The 19,135-nt window shown below is 41.3% G+C and carries 17 protein-coding genes; all 17 read right to left on the reverse strand.

All coding sequences use genetic code 11. The features are described 5' to 3' along the window. Positions 1-20 precede the first annotated feature (20 nt). Genes OE749_RS12125 through pseG form a run of 17 tightly spaced genes read right to left on the reverse strand, consistent with a single transcriptional unit; the run spans position 21 to position 19,132 of the window. Positions 21-1,907: an N-acetylneuraminate synthase family protein gene (locus OE749_RS12125; protein WP_263712735.1), complete on the reverse strand. Its 1,887-nt coding sequence runs from the start codon at positions 1,905-1,907 to the stop codon at positions 21-23. Positions 1,908-1,920: 13 nt separating this feature from the next. After that, complete coding sequence (locus tag OE749_RS12130; RefSeq protein WP_263712736.1) at positions 1,921-3,285, reverse strand: GHMP family kinase ATP-binding protein; 1,365 nt, start codon at positions 3,283-3,285, stop codon at positions 1,921-1,923. Continuing rightward, complete coding sequence (locus tag OE749_RS12135; RefSeq protein ID WP_263712737.1) at positions 3,282-4,001, reverse strand: sugar phosphate nucleotidyltransferase; 720 nt, start codon at positions 3,999-4,001, stop codon at positions 3,282-3,284. Before OE749_RS12135 ends, OE749_RS12130 begins: the two co-directional genes overlap by 4 nt. A gap of 7 nt (positions 4,002-4,008) precedes the next feature. Then, the gene (locus OE749_RS12140) at positions 4,009-5,361 is read right to left on the reverse strand and encodes a TIGR00180 family glycosyltransferase (RefSeq protein ID WP_263712738.1); all 1,353 of its coding nucleotides are present in this window, start codon (positions 5,359-5,361) and stop codon (positions 4,009-4,011) included. Then, positions 5,361-6,269 (reverse strand): Gfo/Idh/MocA family oxidoreductase, encoded by a 909-nt coding sequence (locus OE749_RS12145; protein WP_263712739.1) that lies wholly within the window; start codon positions 6,267-6,269, stop codon positions 5,361-5,363. The genes OE749_RS12140 and OE749_RS12145 overlap by 1 nt, the downstream gene beginning before the upstream one ends. A gap of 37 nt (positions 6,270-6,306) precedes the next feature. Further along, complete coding sequence (locus OE749_RS12150; protein ID WP_263712740.1) at positions 6,307-7,287, reverse strand: Gfo/Idh/MocA family oxidoreductase; 981 nt, start codon at positions 7,285-7,287, stop codon at positions 6,307-6,309. Further along, positions 7,287-8,462 carry a hypothetical protein gene (locus tag OE749_RS12155; protein WP_263712741.1) on the reverse strand — a complete coding sequence of 392 codons (1,176 nt, stop codon included), beginning with the start codon at positions 8,460-8,462 and terminating at the stop codon, positions 7,287-7,289. The genes OE749_RS12150 and OE749_RS12155 overlap by 1 nt, the downstream gene beginning before the upstream one ends. Then, on the reverse strand, positions 8,462-9,658 hold the full coding sequence (locus OE749_RS12160; protein WP_263712742.1) for a class I SAM-dependent methyltransferase: 1,197 nt from the start codon (positions 9,656-9,658) through the stop codon (positions 8,462-8,464). Before OE749_RS12160 ends, OE749_RS12155 begins: the two co-directional genes overlap by 1 nt. 51 nt (positions 9,659-9,709) lie before the next feature. After that, positions 9,710-10,963, reverse strand: a complete 1,254-nt coding sequence (locus tag OE749_RS12165; RefSeq protein WP_263712743.1) for a capsular polysaccharide export protein, LipB/KpsS family — start codon at positions 10,961-10,963, stop codon at positions 9,710-9,712. A gap of 15 nt (positions 10,964-10,978) precedes the next feature. Continuing rightward, a complete protein-coding gene (locus OE749_RS12170) occupies positions 10,979-12,883 on the reverse strand; it encodes an LTA synthase family protein (protein WP_263712744.1) in 1,905 nt (634 codons plus the stop codon). 5 nt (positions 12,884-12,888) lie between these two features. Next, a complete protein-coding gene (locus tag OE749_RS12175; RefSeq protein WP_263712745.1) occupies positions 12,889-14,073 on the reverse strand; it encodes an acyl-CoA reductase in 1,185 nt (394 codons plus the stop codon). After that, a complete protein-coding gene (locus tag OE749_RS12180) occupies positions 14,070-15,161 on the reverse strand; it encodes a LuxE/PaaK family acyltransferase (RefSeq protein ID WP_263712746.1) in 1,092 nt (363 codons plus the stop codon). The genes OE749_RS12175 and OE749_RS12180 overlap by 4 nt, the downstream gene beginning before the upstream one ends. Then, a complete protein-coding gene (locus OE749_RS12185; protein ID WP_263712747.1) occupies positions 15,158-16,531 on the reverse strand; it encodes an AMP-binding protein in 1,374 nt (457 codons plus the stop codon). Before OE749_RS12185 ends, OE749_RS12180 begins: the two co-directional genes overlap by 4 nt. Positions 16,532-16,542: 11 nt before the next feature. Continuing rightward, on the reverse strand, positions 16,543-17,286 hold the full coding sequence (locus OE749_RS12190) for an SDR family NAD(P)-dependent oxidoreductase (RefSeq protein ID WP_263712748.1): 744 nt from the start codon (positions 17,284-17,286) through the stop codon (positions 16,543-16,545). After that, the gene (locus OE749_RS12195) at positions 17,264-17,509 is read right to left on the reverse strand and encodes an acyl carrier protein (protein WP_263712749.1); all 246 of its coding nucleotides are present in this window, start codon (positions 17,507-17,509) and stop codon (positions 17,264-17,266) included. Before OE749_RS12195 ends, OE749_RS12190 begins: the two co-directional genes overlap by 23 nt. A gap of 7 nt (positions 17,510-17,516) precedes the next feature. Then, a complete protein-coding gene (locus tag OE749_RS12200) occupies positions 17,517-18,050 on the reverse strand; it encodes a GNAT family N-acetyltransferase (RefSeq protein ID WP_263712750.1) in 534 nt (177 codons plus the stop codon). Next, positions 18,044-19,132, reverse strand: a complete 1,089-nt coding sequence (gene pseG, locus OE749_RS12205; protein ID WP_263712751.1) for a UDP-2,4-diacetamido-2,4,6-trideoxy-beta-L-altropyranose hydrolase — start codon at positions 19,130-19,132, stop codon at positions 18,044-18,046. The genes OE749_RS12200 and pseG overlap by 7 nt, the downstream gene beginning before the upstream one ends. Positions 19,133-19,135: the final 3 nt, after the last annotated feature.

The following is a 19,135-nucleotide window of genomic DNA, read 5'->3' on the forward strand; positions in this document are numbered from 1 at the left end:
TCGACCACGGATAAAAAAAATTAAAGTAATCCTGAAAGCTTATTCAAAGCGATCCAGAATCCTTCTCCTTCATTTTTATGACCCTGCCATATTTCAGGAATGAAACTCGCCTTAGGACAGGATTTCTTCAAGGATGCGGCAAGTTCCACGAAATCAATATCTCCGTCTCCTACCTGTAAACCTTCCCCATTTACCCCTTTAGCATCCCCTAAATGCAAATGGGCCGAAACACGGCCTACATCTAATACAAATTGATTAAAATCCAATCCAAAATGATTACAGGTTAGTTTTGAATGGGAAATGTCAAAACACATCCTTAGCCCTAATTCATTACACCATGCTGTAATTTCCTCAGGCAACACAAAAAGGTTTTGGTATCTTTGTCCGCCAAAATGCCAAGGAAACGGAGCCATTGTTTGCGGTAGTAATTCCACACCATCGCAGTCAAGTTGATGCAGGCTCTTTGCAAAGCGCTCGTAGTAACCTTGTTTATCCTGCTGAGAAAGCGGCGCATCCATGGTGTAACCACCAATATTTGCCACAATCATTGGCCTCTCAGCCTTTTTAAAGTAAGGCTTTAGAGCGCGGGTAATATCTATAACTCGTTGTGTTTCACGAATAGAAAATGCGCGGTACTCTTCGTCAGGGCTTGCTAAATCCATTAGATTACTGTCTTTAAACAGTTCCGGCGCATGAACAACGAAATCACAGTCATGAACTTCTGTGATGTGTTTTTTAATATCCAGTTCCATGTCAGAATATGACAAATGAAACTCATACAAATCGGGTGAAATTCGCTTTGAGAACTTATCAAAGTCATGGTAGCGAACAGGAATCCCCCACGGACGGCTAAAATGAACGGCTTCAACCTTTTGCGTCTCTCCAGTCAAATCAGACAAATAAAAAAAGTCTTCTTTTTCCATATGACGATTCACTTTAACGCCAACTAAATCTTCAAAATACCTTGGAGAAAGCCCTTGTCCAGGACTCTTGATATCTATCATATCTGATGTGATGACAGTGCCAGCTGAAATGCTTCGGTTAACGATTAAACTTTTACTCAGGTTTTCCTTATTAATCATTTCCCCCTGAGAAACGGCTCTGCTCTTTCCATCTCCCAGACTACGCTCAAGCTCACGAATGCCTTTTACCATCTCTTTAAACTCGATAAACTCCAAACTGGCGGCATGGTCTGGGCCGTCCATATTTCGATCTAACGTTAAATGGCGTTCAATAATCTTAGCCCCCAAAGCAACCGCACCAATAGAGACGCCAATCCCTCGCTCGTGACCAGAATATCCTACAAGATGATGAAGCTTGCCAAGTGAACTAAGCCAGCGCAAATTAATGTCTTCATACGGTGCTGGATAAGTGCTATTGCAATGAAGCAGTGCATAATCAGCCTTTTCAGATTGCAGTAAGTCATTAATAAAATGCAGATCATCTTCAGTGCTCATGCCCGTAGAGAGGATAAGTGGTTTTTTAGTGCGAATGAGTTTCTTAAGTAAAGGCACGTTCGTAAAGTCAGCTGATGCTACTTTGTACGCTTTGACATTTAGACTCTCTAGAAAATCGATACTTTTTTCGTCCCACGGAGTGCAAAGGTATGTGATATTTCTCTCATCGCAATAGCGCTTTAACTGTACATGTTGTTGTTCAGATAATTCGAACTCATCAAGTAAATCTAAAATATATTCTGTGCCCAAATCATCGCCGTTGCGTTGCAATGAGCGCTCTCGATACAACGCGTTAAGATTTCTCACCTGAAACTTAACACAATTAGCACCCGCTTCAATTGCCTGATCGATTAACTGTATAGCACGATTAAAGCAGCCATTGTGATTATTACCTATTTCAGCAATAACAAATGTTTGATTATCTCCTATTGAGACACCATCGATTATCATAATATTTTACCGTTTAAATTGACTCTCTAACCATCCAAGAACGCAGCCCTTCCTGCTCAAATCTGAATTGCTGTGTGTTGAGCCCTTTTTCTTCTAGAATTTTAATAAGATTTATGCGCTTAAATGCAGGAACGTAAAATAAGAAAAACCCGCCTCCTCCAGCGCCTAAAAGCTTTCCGCCTATAGCACCGTTGTCTATCGCGATATTATAGATCTCATCCAGTTTTGGAGAGGATATTTTATCTGAGAATTGTCGCTTGAGTTGCCAAGCTTCATGAAGATCCTGACCAAATTGCGTCAGCTTCCCTCGCAACAAGTCGTTGCGCATTTCATAGGTCAGTCTGACATTTTTTTCCACGCGTTCTTTCACTGTTGATTTAGTCATTTGAACGCGTTGATGAGCATGCAGCTTACCTGAATCATGATCTAAGTTGCTGTCGCATAATAACAGATTCTCTTCCAACTCAAGCATAACGTCAGGGTGAATACGGAGCGGATGCACGATATTTTGCTCCATTTTAAACTCCATAAAATTGAACCCGCCAAATACACTTGCATATTGATCTTGCCACCCTCCTTCAATTCCTAAGTAATGTCTCTCAGCCTGATAAGCTATTTCTGCCAGTTCATGCAAGTCCCATCGATCTTGGCGAAATTGATTGAAACATCCAAGAATTGCCGCCGTAACCACGGCAGATCCCCCTAAACCAGATTTCATCCTGAAATCAGAGTGTAAAAAAAGCTCGAAGCCAAATTCAGGTTGAATCATCTTCAACAATGCGACGATGAGGCTAAAATTGCCTTTATGTTGTAACAATTCTGAAAGGTTTTTCGCCTCAAGCGTGTCATTTAAATCTCTTGAATAGATCGCAATGCTTTCATCTGTTCTTATTCGTAACGTCGCGTGACTATACAAAGCGATCGTACTATTTATTACTGCCCCGTCTGTCTCACTAAAAAAGTGAGTTAAATCTGAACCTCCTCCACCGAAACTAATTCTCACAGGAGCACGAGATCTCGCATAAACGGGCTCTTGATTACTGGGCGGAAATGAATCACGAGTTATCACCCGAACGAGTTTGCCTGATTCGTCAATTAAAGGGATAGCTTTTATTGTTTGATCCAATCTTTTAAGCAAGTACTCCCTTGATGACCCCTCATTTGCATAAATAAAATTTCGATTTACGCAGTTTGCTACAATATTATCTAAAGACACGCCGGACAAAAGTTTTCGCCTAATATCTCCATCTGTAGCAACACCTGAAACACGCCCAACCTCATCAACTGAGAAAATAATCCCCATGCTATTTTGATCAATCTTTTGCAACGCTTCACGAAGAGTTACATTCTCATCGACTGTAAAGAGGTCTGTATTCATATTAGTTTTATACTCTCAAGGTACTTACGAAGTTTGTCATAGTCTTCAGGAATGCCGATATCGATAAAAGTTAACTCTCTAACTACGGCAGATAATAATGATTTTTCCGCTAAATAGGGAAAAATGTCATACTCGAGAGAAAACGCATCTCCCTTTTTTCTACCTTTAAAAACGTCTCTGTTTAACGTGTAAACGCCAGCATTAATAAATGGAGAAATCGTCGCGGTATTTTTCTCTATAAACTCAACCACCCGATCCGACTCAAGTAATACACGACCGTACCTCGATGAATCAGGAATAGATGCAATCAACATGGCTGGTGCGTTTACTTTTACCATTTCATGAATTTCCTCCTGAATCCATGTGTCTGCATTGACTGCGACAAAGTCTCGGTCCTCTTCCAGGTGCTCAATTGCATTTAAAATTGCTCCACCTGTTCCCAATTCTTTGTCTTCGGAGATCACATGTATGTGACATTCTTCCTTTAACTTGGAAAAGAGTTCAGAATTAACGGCGTCTATTATCTGCTCGGCCTTATAACCTGCAAGAATTACAATCTCTTTAAACCCTTGCTTGATCCAAGCACGAAGTTGGAAATACAAAAAGGGCTTATCGTTTACTGGGGCCAATGGTTTCGGAACGTCAGCGACAACTGATCGTAAACGTGTTCCTTTGCCACCAGCTAGCACGTACAAGGGTAAATCTTGATTACTCAAAGTCGTCTCACTCCGATTCTGTGCCGTAACACTTGATCAATGTTATTTCATTAACGTCCTGCATTAATTGCGTCGCTATCTCACGTTCATACGCTTGAGAGGAAATAAGAACTGTATCGCTATATTGTGTAATCTCTTTAGGCGATATAACTCGCATACCATACAAGTCTGAGCCCCATAGTGACGCATTGTTATCTGTCAGTGAAACGGTCATATCGTCGAAAAGGCCCAGCTCCAATAGCGCTTTAGTATGTTGACCCGCACCGAATATAACTAGAGACTCTCTATTATCTAATTGAGGAGCAAGTCGTGTTTTCATGGATTCTATCCAACCACACCCATAGATACTCTCGATGGAGTTTATGCGACCTTGAATCCACCTGTTAGTTGATTCGGTATGACGTTGTATGTGAGCATCAATTGATTCAAATTCAGATGTTATATTTACCGAAGAACATAAGGTCTTCAAAAAATAATTTAAATCAGGGTAGCGTTGACTGGTCGGCGTGCTTCCTTGAGGCATGTGACAATCCAGATAATAGATAAAGGCTTTTTCGACCAATGCGTTAGAAATATGGTACTCGCTAGCGCGATTGTTCAGGACATTCGCAAACACTCGAAAGACTTCACTCCCTTTTGATAAAAGCGACTTTTGATTTAAATCAGCTTCATCAACTCGACTACTCGAAACTGGAATATTTTCTCGAAGTAACCACTCGATATCAGTGACTTTATGCTTTCCTTGCACCAATAAATAGAACGAGCAAAAAAATTCAAACATGGCGGGTCTAAAGCAGTGTGCAAATTCAAACTCTGACAACACGGGCAAAACGTAGCATGATAAGTCTTTCCACACATGTGAGCGTTGGAGCGAGTAAACACAATGCATATAATTTTGAAAAAATGCACACACCCGCGCTTCTAAATTATCCTGCTCGCAAGAAAAGTCACGCGCATTTAAGCCTACTTCATAATATTCAATACCAGATTTTGGAAAATAATTATTGAACGCAAAAACTCGTCCTTGATAAGAAGCGTAATCGCAATTTGCATCTAAAAACCGAATAGCTTTCACTAAGGCAGGTATGATAACAAAGTCATCATCCGCCAAACTCAGAGTATAGGCTGTGTCGACTTTTGAAAATCCCATCGCCATTCTGTCATACATACTTGTTTGGGGGGAGTGTACATATCGTATTCTATCATTGAATTTATATTCAAATGCGTTCTCTGAACCATCTATGATAACGATGTTAAGATTATAATTGACTAACAAATCAAGTTGTCGTTTTAAGAAAGCATGACGTTGATAAGTAACAATGACTATAGTGAGAGACTCAAGCTCAGGAGCGTACTTCATTACACGTATCCAGCCATTCGAGCATAATACTTCATATTCTCGACCTGCTCATGTATCGAGCACATTTCTTCACAGTCACCAGAAAGAAACGTCTGTGTCTGTAAGTAAATGCCCGGTTTAAAGTCAATATCTAGTGAGCCGTTAAGTTTTACTTCATCGATTGAAATACTGCCAGCTTTTTGTATCTGCAATTTTTCTAGGGGAGCAAAAATATACTTTACTGAGGCACTGCTTACCGATACGGCCCATCGACCGGGCCCAGACCAGTCACCATGATAACTAAATAACGCATTCGACTCCATTGCACCGCTACCACTAAAAACGCTGCCACGTGAATGCCAAGGTAAACATCCAGATACTTCGCAGTTTAGCGTCTTAGGTTTACCACCGAGATAAAAAGCCAAATCAGCGACATGACTTGTATTGGAATAAAACCAGTTTTCCAGCACCTCTTTTGAAAACATCGTTTCATCAATTAGATGTGACCACTCCGTAATTTCAAATGTCACACTATGTATATCTCCATCTCGGGCTAACCGCCTTTTGGCTTCGATTACCGATTGATAGAAACGTCGATTATAAGCAACATACACATCGGCCCGTTTTATATCCGCTAGCTTTGCAATCTCCAACACGCCTGCGTAGTCAGACGCACCTGGCTTCTCTAGCAAAATAGATTTCACGTTACAGTGCAAGAGAGATAAAGCAACGGATTTCAAAGAGTCGATGGTCACTGCGACTATAGCTTTTTCATAACCACCTTTCGCCTCTACTCTGCTCTCTAGCGGTTCAATATATGGCTTAATGTTTGTTTCTTTATAAAAGTAGCTTGCAGAAGCCTCACTTCGCGTCAAGCAATCAAAAGGGATGTGCATTGATTGCAGTACTTTTGCATATGCTACAGCCATTGGGCCCGCGCCAATTAATAATATTGAATGAGTCATATCAGGTAATAGGTATAAAGTCGTTTGATTGGTGCAATAAACGATTAAATTGAGGCAAAAATGCTTCTATCATCGCAACATGGAGCTTTGCTGACTCATCAAAAGATGGTAACTCACATTTATCATGTTTGATAATGCCTAGTGAAAACTTTTGACTCATTTGGCTTTGAAATGGAAGAATAAAATCAGATTTTATTGATTCATTGTCTATTACCGTCAAAATATCACTATTTATTTCATCAATTTGAAATTCAGCTCCGCTATTTTCTATTTTAATCTTTATTTCTTCCTTGCCACCATCATCATCACAATTAATATGAATAGAGTGTTTATCACACTCTAGGTAAATCTCCCCAGTTAGCTCGTAAAAACCACTCCTCTTAGCTTTTAGTAAACGGTCATCCAAATTTGTCTGAAAATCTAAATTTACTGGATTTATGTTACCTAAGTAGAAAAATAAATCTAGAAAGTGGATAGCGTTACATGCCATCCCCACATTTTTACCAAATAGCTCCATCTTAATAGGTTGTTGTGGGTTTATACGTTCTTTGACTTTTTTGTAGCATGGCATCATTCGTCTCGGACAATTCACCCACGCTGAAATAGACTGTTGATTCAGCAGCGAAGACATCTTATCTACTTCCACCTTCGACTGAAATAGCACTTTTTCAAAAACAATGGATTTAACAGTGTTTTGTTGTATCAAGCTTTCAGTTACTGCAAACCTAACATCAGCATTTGTCGCTATAATTGCGAGAGAAATGTCCATATTTCTAGGAAATTCGGTAGTCGTTTTCAGTATTTTTGAGGCAAATTTATCTTGATTTAAAAGTGCAAACTCAGCCGCATTTAATCCCGCCACATCAGGATCATAAGCTAAGATGTCATAATGATTTTTTTCACTCAACAGCGCTTGAACGTGCCTAAAACCGATGTTTCCACATCCAACCACCACAATTAAAGGTCGGCCTTGCTCGCTCATTAAAATGCCCCTTTTCGATCAAATCTATCCTGCAAGCACCGAAATTCGCTTCTTATTGATGCATATTTTTGACACCGATTGACTAAACCTTGAACATCAAAATATCGCTTCATTGCGCCTCTGGTGTTAACTAAAATAATTTGTTTTACAGACTTTTTTAGCGCGACCTCAAACAGCGGTAGATAGTGTAAGAGTGGAATACCGTTATATGGAATAACGCATGTGCTATAGTTATCACTTAGCACCTTATTATTGACGATTTCCTCGTTATTAAATGGCTGTTTCTCAACGGCTATATAACGGAGGTTTTGACAAGTAAGCTGCGGTTTAAAAGCATTCTGACAGACTACATCAACCGAAAGGTGCTGAGTTTTTTCGCAAAGATTTTCGAGTATTTTACCAAATATAATTTCATTACAACTTCGAAAAACCAGAACATTTCCAGTTAAATTTTGAAAAAAATGATCACTTTCAGCGCCTAATAGTTGATCAATGTAGCGATCATTTTGGCTGACATCCTGCGAATACCACAGGTGTAACAAACTTTTCGTATTTAAATCACATGAAAAACGAGGTTCTACTTCCAGTAAATTCGCTAAATACTTTTTCTGAGGCTCGAGAAGATGCCAACCTGAGTCAATCACATCATAAATTTCAGATTCTTTAAAATAACCTGATTGAAAAAAATCGTGCCCATAAGCAAATACTTGCTCGGCCCCCCGACTTAAGAGATCCATTACGGCAAAAATCCCACTGAATGGCATACATCCCAATTTTTCAGTAAGCGCTTTATATTTACTAGCACTCGCGAACGTATAAGCAACACCGTCAGGATGAGACTGTTTTTCGAACCAGTCGACACAATCGTCCCAGGTAGATTCATAATGAGGAAGTTTAGGTTGAAAAACCATTAACTTTACGTTCTGTTTGTAAATAGCTTGCAAATCAACAGTCCAATCATCAATTTTTGGCAATCCAAACCAAACATCACACCGGGAACCCAATTCATTGTTTTTATCCGGTATCTCACACATATCAGAGACTTTTACGACTAGATCAAAACTGTCGATAAACGCTTTTGATATTTTCCCTCGACCTTTCAAATAACCTGAAGAGGCAAGAACGATGCATCTCTTACCTTTGACTATATTATCGGCGTCTTGAATAAACTTCACTATACTGACTCCGTAGCGCTTTTTCGGCAAACGAGTATAGTAAATACACCGTCGTATCCTTGCTGAATTTGACCTTGAACATTGTCTTTTTGCGAATATACATCTATGTCGGTAAAACCCACTTGGCGAACCATTGAAATAATTTCATCGGGCGTGTAATGCTTCTCATGAAACTTAAACTTCTCTTTACTAAATGGCATGTTAATTTCATTCGGCGTAGAGCAAATAAATATGCCGTTTTCGGTAAGATTTTGATAAAAGAATGTCATCAACTCTTTATCAAATTTAACATGCTCTATCGTTTCAAATGACACAATAGCATCGAACAAGGACTGGAAACTGCTCTCTCTGGCATCCTGACATAAATAGGTTACATTCTTTGCCTGATAATGCTTTTGAGCAAACTCAATGGCAGCAGAATCTATATCTACTGCAGTAACATTTGCTGCCGTGGTATCTGCAAGTAATTTAGCACCGTACCCTATTCCAGTCGCTAAGTCTAAGATTGATTCAACGCTGGCATTATTAAGTTGCTCAGCCGCAAAACGGTATCTATTCACATGGTCTTGGCGAATATTTTCGAGTGAACTTGAAATTTGCCTCTCACCCCTTTGCATTGTCTTTTTGGCTGTTGCAACGAGATGCACATCATTTTTAATCTCTATCTTGATATCTACGAACCCTGCACGCTCAAGTAAAAAGCGCATTCTTTTCTCGTTATAACCAGATTTATGCACATCCCAATACGTATTTTCATAATTACCACTGCGAGGATCACATTCTCTCTGCCAACCAAATATTCCGGCAAAACCGTATCTTGCATCAGAGTTAGGATCCTTTATTGTTGATTCGTTCCAATCCGCTTTTAACCACTGTTGAATATGAAAATCCATATTTGGAACAACAATATAAACAGTCCCCTCAATAGCAAGCGCATTGTGCCAATCTATAAGTGCTGCTTCCGCTTCCATAGAGGTTAGGTGTTCTAACATGTGTCGAGAATAAATATCTGTTAGGCCTGTGATATGTTGTGATACCTCCCATGCATTGCAGACTACATCTATTCCTTCTAACTCTCTTAAGTCACAATGAAGGTAGCCCTCTCTTCTATCCTCGCCACACCCGATGTAAATTTTTTTCTCAGTCGACGCACTAAAAGATTTGACGGTTTCTGCAGTATTATTTTCACTTATCATATGTTTCTCTAATCTTATGGGAGTGCTGTTTGATTCAAACGCTACAAAGCTTTATCCGAAGCATGAATAACCTAGATACGAAAAGCGCTCCAACTTCTCACGGGAAAATGCGGTGTCACTCGTATGGAATTGTCTGTAAATCATGGCAGCTAACAATTTATCAGGTTTGTCGTTGTGAACTGACAGTAGACAATGGCCTTCACACTTAACTTCTTTACCCAATAATGCAGCTTCAAACAAAACCGACGAATTTATACCATGCACAAGCTTAGCGCCTTCAATAAGCAATAAAGTATGTTGCGATGATACGTGCCCATGTTGATATTGATAAGTACTCGCATGGGTATCTTTAGGGTGAGCCTTAAAGACAATATTTTCATTAGGATATAGCGCTTCAATGTAGTCAATAAACTCTTGCATACCACGACTAAAACGAGAGTTGTTCACAATATTCGTATCAGTTGGTACTTGAAGCGGGACAAATATATAATCTTCAGGCAACGAAACCGTTAATGGAGGTTTGTTCATTGAAGTGATACTTGCGCGAAAAGTCTCTCGCTTTTCGTGAAGAGTTAAAAGGTGGTCATCTGAAATCCACTCTAGATCATCCTCGGATAGCTGACTGTCAGTATTGATGCCTTTACGGTCAAAATAGAAAAACTCATGTTGAGGAAAAAATCCACACTCTACAAAAGTGAAAGGAATATCTAAGCTCATTAATCGCGTCTTTACCGAGTCATAAATTGACATTGTACCGTTCCAAATAATGACTCCCTCAGCGTTTTCTATTACGTGAGTTTCTACCCGTTGTAGTGGATGTCGAATAACCACATCCATCTGATGATTTTGCAGCCAAGTAAAAAAGTATCTAAGGTAGTGATCAATGTTTTCAATCGGGTTGATAGCATAGAAAAGTACATAACGCTTAGATTGAGGCACAGGTTGTCGATAGTGAAACTGTGTATGAATATCCCCTCGTCCAATTAAAACATCTACAAACTCAGCCTGTGTTGGTATCCATTTAGACACCCTGTCAATGATTTCTAACTGAAACAGATTTGTGCCCAACACAAACAGCTCGATGTCACTTTGGGCGATATTAGATTCCGGTTCTAAACGACACCCCTCAAGACGCGGATTATCACGCCGCGTATAAATAACCGACGGCATCGTCCCGTGTGTGCCTTTAACTAATTCGAGTAATTTTACAACGTAGTCACCGTCTCCTATCACTGCGTAGTCTTTATCTTTTAACTCTTCAATAGAGAGAAATTTAAGAGCATAAGAGCTATGAGCGACAAACATTTGTTTCCCCCTCCATTACGCTAATATATTTCTTGCTTTAAGCATTTGGTACAACATCGCCTCAGTATAGCTTCGTTCATGCTTGCTTAAAGATGCATTGTTACCTTGCGCGTCTACCAGCCGAACCTGATTAAATAGTCTATCCGTCCAGTAAAATTGGTTCTCGTAAAGAAACCCAAAATTTGCAGGTGTATTTCCCTTGAGAGTAGCCGAATGAAAAAAGTAAGCATTTGGCCTATCATCTTTACCCAGCGAGGCACCCAAGCATGGCTCTGACGTCTCAATACCTAGCAAATCAAAAAACGTTGGGAATAAGTCGAAGTGACAAGAGTGCTCGATGCTCTTCGACTCCAAATTAGGGTGATGCATGAAAAAAGGAACCTGCATTTGCTGTGATATGACAGAATTTGAATGAAAACTGTATCCGTGTTCGCCAAACGATTCACCATGATCGCCGGTAAACACAATTAACGTATCAGATAAATCAATTCTCTTTCCTAGCCGTGTCAGAAATTCATCAATAATGTAATCAGATTCTTCAATTGCATTTAAATAGGTTTCTTTGGCAGATCTTCCCTTATGACGACTAAACCTTTGTTTATCAACAACTTCATAAGGCATATGTGTTTGATCGTTTATTAAATGCAAAAAGAAGGGAGAGTCATCTATGCATTCTACTAACTCATCTACCATGTTCCAAATTCGATAATCAGCACGTAAACCATTGGAGGGAATATCATCTGTACCCCAATATTTATCGAAGCCTATACGATTAAGTAATTTATGGTAATCGTAAAGATTGATATTGGCACTATCTAAGAAAAAAGTTTTGTAACCCGCTTTTTTCAGCGTTTTCACATGTTTAGGCTCAACGCCTGGGTACAAAGAGTCCTCCCTATTGTAAGGGTTATTTGAGTAAGCACCACTGTATATTTGATTGGTCGATACCGTCGTATTGGGACACAAACAGTAATGCTTCCTTGAATTCCACGTGTTGTTTTCGAATCTCTTCAACAGTGTCGAATACGCGCCTTGATTGTTATACGGAGGAATATATGCACCTAATGATTCAAGCGTAATCAGAATAATATTCGCACCTTTGCACTCACCAAAGTATCGGCTCTTTTCCGGAATAGCGGGTTTGGGAGGAATAAAGATTTTATGCTCTTCTTTAAAATCAACGCTCTGATCGACACTAACATTATCGTCAGAGAAAAAATTCAAGAGCAAAGTAGGTGTAGTTAAAAAGGCAGCAGAGCTCTTTTTCAGGCTCTTAATTAAAATTGAAATCACCAATAAACTGATTGTAGTCAAACATAAAATTGCAACCCATGCGTTTGAAACAAAAGTGCCGTAAAATACCATTGGCGCAGTAAGAAGCGAGAGCATCATTGCCAAAGTATCCCACAATGATTTGCTCCCAGACCTGCTACAAACATATCCCAATACGAAAATTGCGAGCATAATTAAAGGCACAAGTATTTTCATGTTAATCAACACTAAATACGCACATAACAGAGGAGTGACAACGAGCGCGGGCGGATATTTTTTAAAAACCAATAAAAGATGAGGGATACCTTTCACCAGCCCCTTACTACCAGTCATGAACCACGAAATGGTTTGCCGATTCACTTCAATTCTGTATTGCACAAATAGCATTGCGTCTATTAAGGAGAGCATGCCAACGACAACAATCAGTAAAGACACTATGCCTAGCAGATACGAAGACGTGACGTAGCACAATGCCAGTAAACCACTACTAGCAAAAAGTACAAGTAAATCATCGAGACACACTTCACTTGCCAATGCGCCGCGTTTACCTCTCAATATTTTAATGAGGCGAAGTAAACCTGAGAGGAATAAAAATGTGGTAAGCCCCGCCAACATAGCATCTACTCCCACACTTGGTAACTCGGTCATCCAAATTACTCCAAGATAATCTCACGAGAAAGCTGACTAAATAAATCATACCCGTCCCAAACAGGGGAAAAAGTCAGTGCACTTCCCGTAGGAACAACCCTATCTACCCCTTTTATCGACGGACACGACAAAACGTTTAGCAATCTTTGCACTTCAATACCCGCGTAGGTAACTGTTTGTACCTTTTCGTCAAGATAACTTGGCAAAGCCTCGAGGGCAGTTAAATCAACAATAAAATATTGCAAATATCCAGGATGATTAACTTTATTTAGTGGAAATGACTGTGCCAAGCACATAGCCGTAATAGCATCATCCATAATCACAGAGTCAACGACACCTGAGCTTCGCAGTTGTTGGAGGAGCACAAGTCGCTCATTTCGTTGGTAAATTTGCTGGGAAGTCGCCGTTGCTAGCGTATTTACTGCTTCAAAAAATGCGCGTTGATGACGTAATTCACCCAGCCAAAATATGATTCGCGGTGACGAACACGCTTGCTGCTCATATGGATGAGTGTCTCGCCACAGCCGCTCCGCTACGCCATCAATTGTATCGCTATTGGTAAACATATCACCGTTCACAATGGCAACTGACTGCCTATCTGCAAAGGAAACATCACGACATCTTACACCCGTTTGAGCGGCTCGAATTTCGCTGACCGTTTCGTCACCTCCCCAAATTACCCGAGCGTCAACACGGGCTGAAAGGTACGTTGTCCAATTAGATGCCTTTTCATATGAAATAAACTGATTTGCACTAGACAGTGCAGCAAACTCTGATTTTGAAAATTGCGATTTAATCGCCTTTAGCAACAGTGCTTTAATTCTCGACTCTTTTGTAGAAACACGCACTAAGTTCCGATTTCCCATCAGCAAACTACAAATCCAGCTATACATAAACATTGTATCTACATTGTTTGGCGTAATGTGAAGCACGCTACCTAGTGGCTTTAAATACTTTCCTTTTATTTTCTTTTCAAAGTGAAAAAGGTTCGCATCTCTCAGCCAAAATCCTAAAGACACTAATTCAGGGTACTGCTTACACGCTAAATCTGTCAGTAAGTGACGTGACATTGCGCGAGCAAACGACAAGGTTTGCTGTGCGTAAGTGGGGAAAAGTGAAGAGTCAAAAAATTCATCTAAATCGAAGCGCTCATGACTTAACGAATGAATAGGGTCTAGTTTATCAATCATTTTTGAGTATCACTACAGCCTCTCACCTCGGCCTTGGGTAAACGTCCACTAACAGAAAAATACGTGCCCTTACGCGTGCACAGGCAATCATCGATACCATGTATAGTGCCGAGATCCTCTGTCAAAATACTGTGTCCGGGGTAACTGGAAGGGATAGCAGACATAACCTGAATCAAGCCTTGTCTACCGTGAGGCTGAACCGCCAACGTAAACGGATCGCGAACGATAATTTCTGACTGTACAGGCGCGTGTAAAAACCCATGTTCGCACTCTACAAACACCGACCCAACTTGCTCGGCCATCCCATAAAAATTATGTACTTTCGTGATGGCGGTTAGTGTATGTAGTCTAGCTTTGAATGCGTCATTGCTGACCTTTTGCGCTTCCAACTTCTTCCAGCCTCCACTGTGAAGCAAGATACCATTTGGAAACGATATTGATATGTCCGACTTTTCGAGCGAGTCTAGAAAATGCGCCCATACCATGAAGGTAAAACCGAACATCAGCACCGGCTGATCGGAATACTTATCGCGAAACTGCTTTATTGCCTCAATATCTAGCGACATGTCAGGCTTCAATGCGTAAGTGTGATCCCGTCCAAAAAAACTCAAGCCCTGAATCCCTGCACCACGTGCAGAAAATTGTCCGCCTGGCTTCACTGCATCAGGGTGATCAATAATCAACATGGGAAGACGCTGTTTGCCAATCCATTCCTGCATGATTCTCACTAAGACTTTCGATTGCCGGGAGCTGGTGTCTCTATCTAACGGAATATAAGCAGGCACCTGCCCAGTCGTACCCGATGAATTCAGCACTCGAAAGATGGCATCATCACCAATACTCTGTAACCGCAATAATTTGAACAAACGAACTGCTAAATAAGGTAAGCTCGATATAGTATCAGCATCACGTCCAGTCACCTCAGTTTGCATTATGTTACGGTACTCTGAGCAAGTGTTTACATGATGCTCGTGCAGCAAATTCAACACGTTGAGTAACACTGGATGCTTCTCATTATATGGCGTATCATAGGGTGGCAAGGTCATCAATGCGTCGAAAGCATCTTGGTACTGCGTGGGAACACTCACGATGAATACTTCTTTGTAAGGTAGTTGGATAGCGCTTGATAATCAGGTTTTCCATTGGCCGTCATTGGCAAAGACGCCATCTCATGAACACGCAGTGCAGAAGGATGAACACCTAGTTGTTTTGCTAATCTCAATCTCAAACCCTCTGCAATATCCAATTGCCCTTGTGTCGTCATAATATCAATTCGGTTATCTACGCCTAAGACGAATCCGTTAATGCCATTTTCATGCAACAACGATTCTATCGCATCCAAACTAAAACGTTGCCCCCACAATTTTACAAAGCGCTTTTTTCTACCCACAATGTAAAAATCGCCCGCATCATCAAAATATGCAATATCTCCGGTTGCCAACCATTCTGGATTAGTGAGTTTAGCAAGGTCAGAACGCCGTTGCGCATACCCTAACATAACATTTTGGCCACGGTAGCACAGTTCACCGTGCATATATGGCGCGGTGATCGTCTCGTTCAATTCATTGACTAATGTCAACTCACCGCCAGGAATCGCCTGGCCGATGGACGATACCTTTTCATTAATTTTTTCAGGGGACAAATAGGCCATACGCGCCGTCGCTTCAGTTTGTCCATACATCACATAAAACGCGAGCGATTGTGTAGCGGCAAAATCAGCCAACGTGTCTATCAACCTAGTTGATAGCTTTCCTCCTGCTTGCGTGAAATAACGCAAATGTGAATAATTTTTTTTATGGAACCCTAAGCGTACCAGCATCTCGTAGGTGTAAGGCACACCCGCAATGCTCGTGATCGGATATTCTTCAAACAACTGCCAAAAAGCTTTGTCAATAACAGACACACTGGACAATAAAACCGTGGCTCCTTTGAGTATATGAGACGTAATCACAGACAACCCATAGGCATAATGTAAAGGCAAGTTACCGAGTGTTAAATCATCCTGTCTGATAGGCAAATATGCACAAATTGACGCTGCATTTGCCTGAAGATTCTCAACGCTAAGCATTACCCATTTTGCAGAGCCTGTTGAACCGCTCGTAGAAAGCATTAACGCGACGTTTGGGTCAGCAACAAGCTCTTCATTATGAACAGTAACCGCTATGCCATTTTTCACCATCACATTTGGCGAAAAATGCTCAATGATTTTATCAAGCTCATCGTTTGCAATAGTGGGATTTACCAGCATCGCCACATGCCCTTCTCGTATCGAAGTGAATAACGCGATCAGGGTATCAACGGTATGCTCAGCGTTAATCAATATAAGAGAGCGCTTATCAGGTAGCGTTGTTGCCATCTTTTTACAGCGAGAGTCTACGTCGACATAACTGACGCGCTCAGCAGGCGTTATGAACGCAATGTCGTCACCATATTCAGCTAGTTCAGTAAAAAGAGACATCAATGCTCAGCCTAAACTTGCATGCCGCCATCGACATGAAGAATTTGCCCCGTAACATAACGAAGCTGGTCGCTCAAAAGTGCGACGATAGCGTCAGCTACATCATCAGGCTGCCCTAACCTTCCCAGCGAGATGGTATCCATGAGAGCTGCTTTTTTGCTATCGTCATAATGGGCTGTCATTTGAGTGTCTATAAAGCCCGGTGCTACGCCGTTAACGCGAATGCCCACTGGCCCAAGTTCTTTAGATAGCGCACGCGTGAGCCCTGTTATTGCCGCTTTAGACATGGCATAGGCACTTTGCCCGACACTGCCTTTTTCGCCCACTACCGAGCAAAGATTAATAATATTGCCTCGCTTCTGCCGAGCCATCAGTCGACTGGCCAATTGGCAATGTAAAAACGTAGATTTCACGTTCACATCCAATAAAGCGTCTACATCGGTCATTCGTGTCATCGCAAGCCCAGCGTCAACCATGATACCGGCACAGTTAACAAGCCCAGATAGCTGACCTACGTGTTGTTGAATGTGCTGAAATGCTGCTTTAACCTCTTCTTGATTGGTAACGTCATAGCAAAACGGAATCGCGTTATCGCCCAGCTCCGTGGCGAGCAGCTCTAGTATCTGCTCATTCCTGCCACCCATGAAAACCGTCGCGCCAGTCGCCACCAGCGCACGACACACAGCTTGACCAATGCCACCACTTGCACCGGTCACCAAAAAATATTGTTCATTAAGCATCAAAGGATATGTCATGCTTGCTTAGAATCTCTTTCGCTTTTGCTACCGAACTCATATCTATTATATCGTCAGTATCCAGCATGATATTAAATTGATTTTCTAGCTCGGCGATAAGGATCATGTGCGCAGTCGAATCCCATTCAGGGATCGTATTATATGTTAGCGCGTCGGTAACCTGCTTGGACTCAATGCCTAAACCTTGCGAAAATGCTTCTGTGAGCTTTTGTTGATTACTCATAACTTTCCTATCGGGATAAAAATGCTTTCAACTGTTGAGTATGTAACTGATAATCCTCGAAATTCAAAGAGATATCAATTAATTCACCTTGATTGACGACTTTATAACCCAATTTAGCGTTGTAATTTAGTGCTGCCTGATTATCTGGCTTGACTACAGCCACTAACTTCGTCACGCCCAGCTTGTTAAAACAATAATCGTTTAATAATAGTGTGGGTGCGAAAGCAAGAATATTCTGACGATATTTCGCCTCGCCAATATACAAACCCGGTTCTATTACATTCGCCTGTTCGATAGGTATGTTATTTCCTCGTGATTTTATATTGGCAGAACCAATTGCCTGGCCCTTGTATTCAATAACAAAATGACGCTGCGTCTTATCCCGCTGCACTTTCTTAAACCATGCACGTTGCTGTTCGTCATCAATCGTACTGTCGGATAGCATGAATTGACGAACCTCTGGTAAATTCCGCCATTCACGTAACTGGTCTAGATCATTTTCTACGACATCTCTCAAAGTAACCTGGTATCCCGTCAGCATTTGCCTGTTAACTCCTTGTACTTCTGTTCAATCGCTTTAACCACGCGTGTTGCTCCTTCGTTATCGGCATACCTCAATGCCAGCTCATGCATACGGGTTAACTGCTCATAATCATTGAAGTCACAAAGCACTGACTCAACGATTTTTTCACACTGAGCAATCATTGCTGAATCGTTTACTACCGATAAATCGTGTACACGCGCCCACCCTTCCTCTTGCGCTGATTGAGTGGCAAGCAATTGATTATCAGCGACGACTAACAGATGACTTGGTGTGCCACACGTTTGCAATTCAAATTGGCTCGAACCCGCCGCTGAGATGACAAGTCGAGATTGATTAAATAACGCTGCGACACGTTGAAGATCATGATAATGGCTGACATCAAAGCTCAAGCCTTCTAACACGCGCAACAATTCTGATTGATTAGGATAAGCAGCACCAGTAATCACATTGACGGGAAAGTGAATCGGGTACGCATTCATTGCATTCAACAATGGAATAGTTAGCCCTTTGGGATCACTTCCCCCCATGATGATAGTTAGCGCTTGACGCTTCGAGATGGGTAAAGCTCGTATTTCCGCGAACTCTCGTCGCATTACACGATAGCTGGCTCCCAAACACTGCGTAGCGGTGGGTGCAGTATTGTCGTAATTCAGCTGAAAGGCCATCGGAGCCGCATTGATCACTACATCGCAAAACAGCGCATGTAAACAATTCATATCGTCAAATGCGACGACCAGTTTACATAGTTGCCGAAACACTTCGCGAAAGCACTCACCAAAGTGATAACCATCAATCACAGCAATATCGACCGCATGAATCTGAATAAAGTTCTCTATCCACGCCAGTTCCTGCGTATCTGAGTCAGCAAATTCACTTGGTATAATAACTCGGCTACCAACCCAATCCTCTCGACTTTGGCAGACAGCATAAGCCGCTTCGTTAACTATAAACGTCACGCGATAAGATGCGGAGTCAAATGCTTGTGCCAGCGCTAAACAGCGCAAAAGGTGCCCCAACCCTATTTGTGAGGAAGCATCAACACGAAATAAGACATGTATAGGGGTTGTTGATAGCTGCACGAA

The organism is Fluctibacter corallii (genome assembly GCF_025751585.1).
Taxonomy (GTDB): domain Bacteria; phylum Pseudomonadota; class Gammaproteobacteria; order Enterobacterales; family Alteromonadaceae; genus Fluctibacter_A; species Fluctibacter_A corallii.

Bases quoted from the DNA above. Each gene is read 5' to 3' on its own strand.
- OE749_RS12125 (WP_263712735.1), bottom strand. From the start codon at position 1,907: ATGATAATCGATGGTGTCTCAATAGGAGATAATCAAACATTTGTTATT.
- OE749_RS12130 (WP_263712736.1), bottom strand. From the start codon at position 3,285: ATGAATACAGACCTCTTTACAGTCGATGAGAATGTAACTCTTCGTGAA.
- OE749_RS12140 (WP_263712738.1), bottom strand. From the start codon at position 5,361: ATGAAGTACGCTCCTGAGCTTGAGTCTCTCACTATAGTCATTGTTACT.
- OE749_RS12145 (WP_263712739.1), bottom strand. From the start codon at position 6,269: ATGGCTGTAGCATATGCAAAAGTACTGCAATCAATGCACATCCCTTTT.
- OE749_RS12150 (WP_263712740.1), bottom strand. From the start codon at position 7,287: ATGAGCGAGCAAGGCCGACCTTTAATTGTGGTGGTTGGATGTGGAAAC.
- OE749_RS12160 (WP_263712742.1), bottom strand. From the start codon at position 9,658: ATGATAAGTGAAAATAATACTGCAGAAACCGTCAAATCTTTTAGTGCG.
- OE749_RS12165 (WP_263712743.1), bottom strand. From the start codon at position 10,963: ATGTTTGTCGCTCATAGCTCTTATGCTCTTAAATTTCTCTCTATTGAA.
- OE749_RS12170 (WP_263712744.1), bottom strand. From the start codon at position 12,883: ATGACCGAGTTACCAAGTGTGGGAGTAGATGCTATGTTGGCGGGGCTT.
- OE749_RS12175 (WP_263712745.1), bottom strand. From the start codon at position 14,073: ATGATTGATAAACTAGACCCTATTCATTCGTTAAGTCATGAGCGCTTC.
- OE749_RS12185 (WP_263712747.1), bottom strand. From the start codon at position 16,531: ATGTCTCTTTTTACTGAACTAGCTGAATATGGTGACGACATTGCGTTC.
- OE749_RS12190 (WP_263712748.1), bottom strand. From the start codon at position 17,286: ATGACATATCCTTTGATGCTTAATGAACAATATTTTTTGGTGACCGGT.
- OE749_RS12195 (WP_263712749.1), bottom strand. From the start codon at position 17,509: ATGAGTAATCAACAAAAGCTCACAGAAGCATTTTCGCAAGGTTTAGGC.
- OE749_RS12200 (WP_263712750.1), bottom strand. From the start codon at position 18,050: ATGCTGACGGGATACCAGGTTACTTTGAGAGATGTCGTAGAAAATGAT.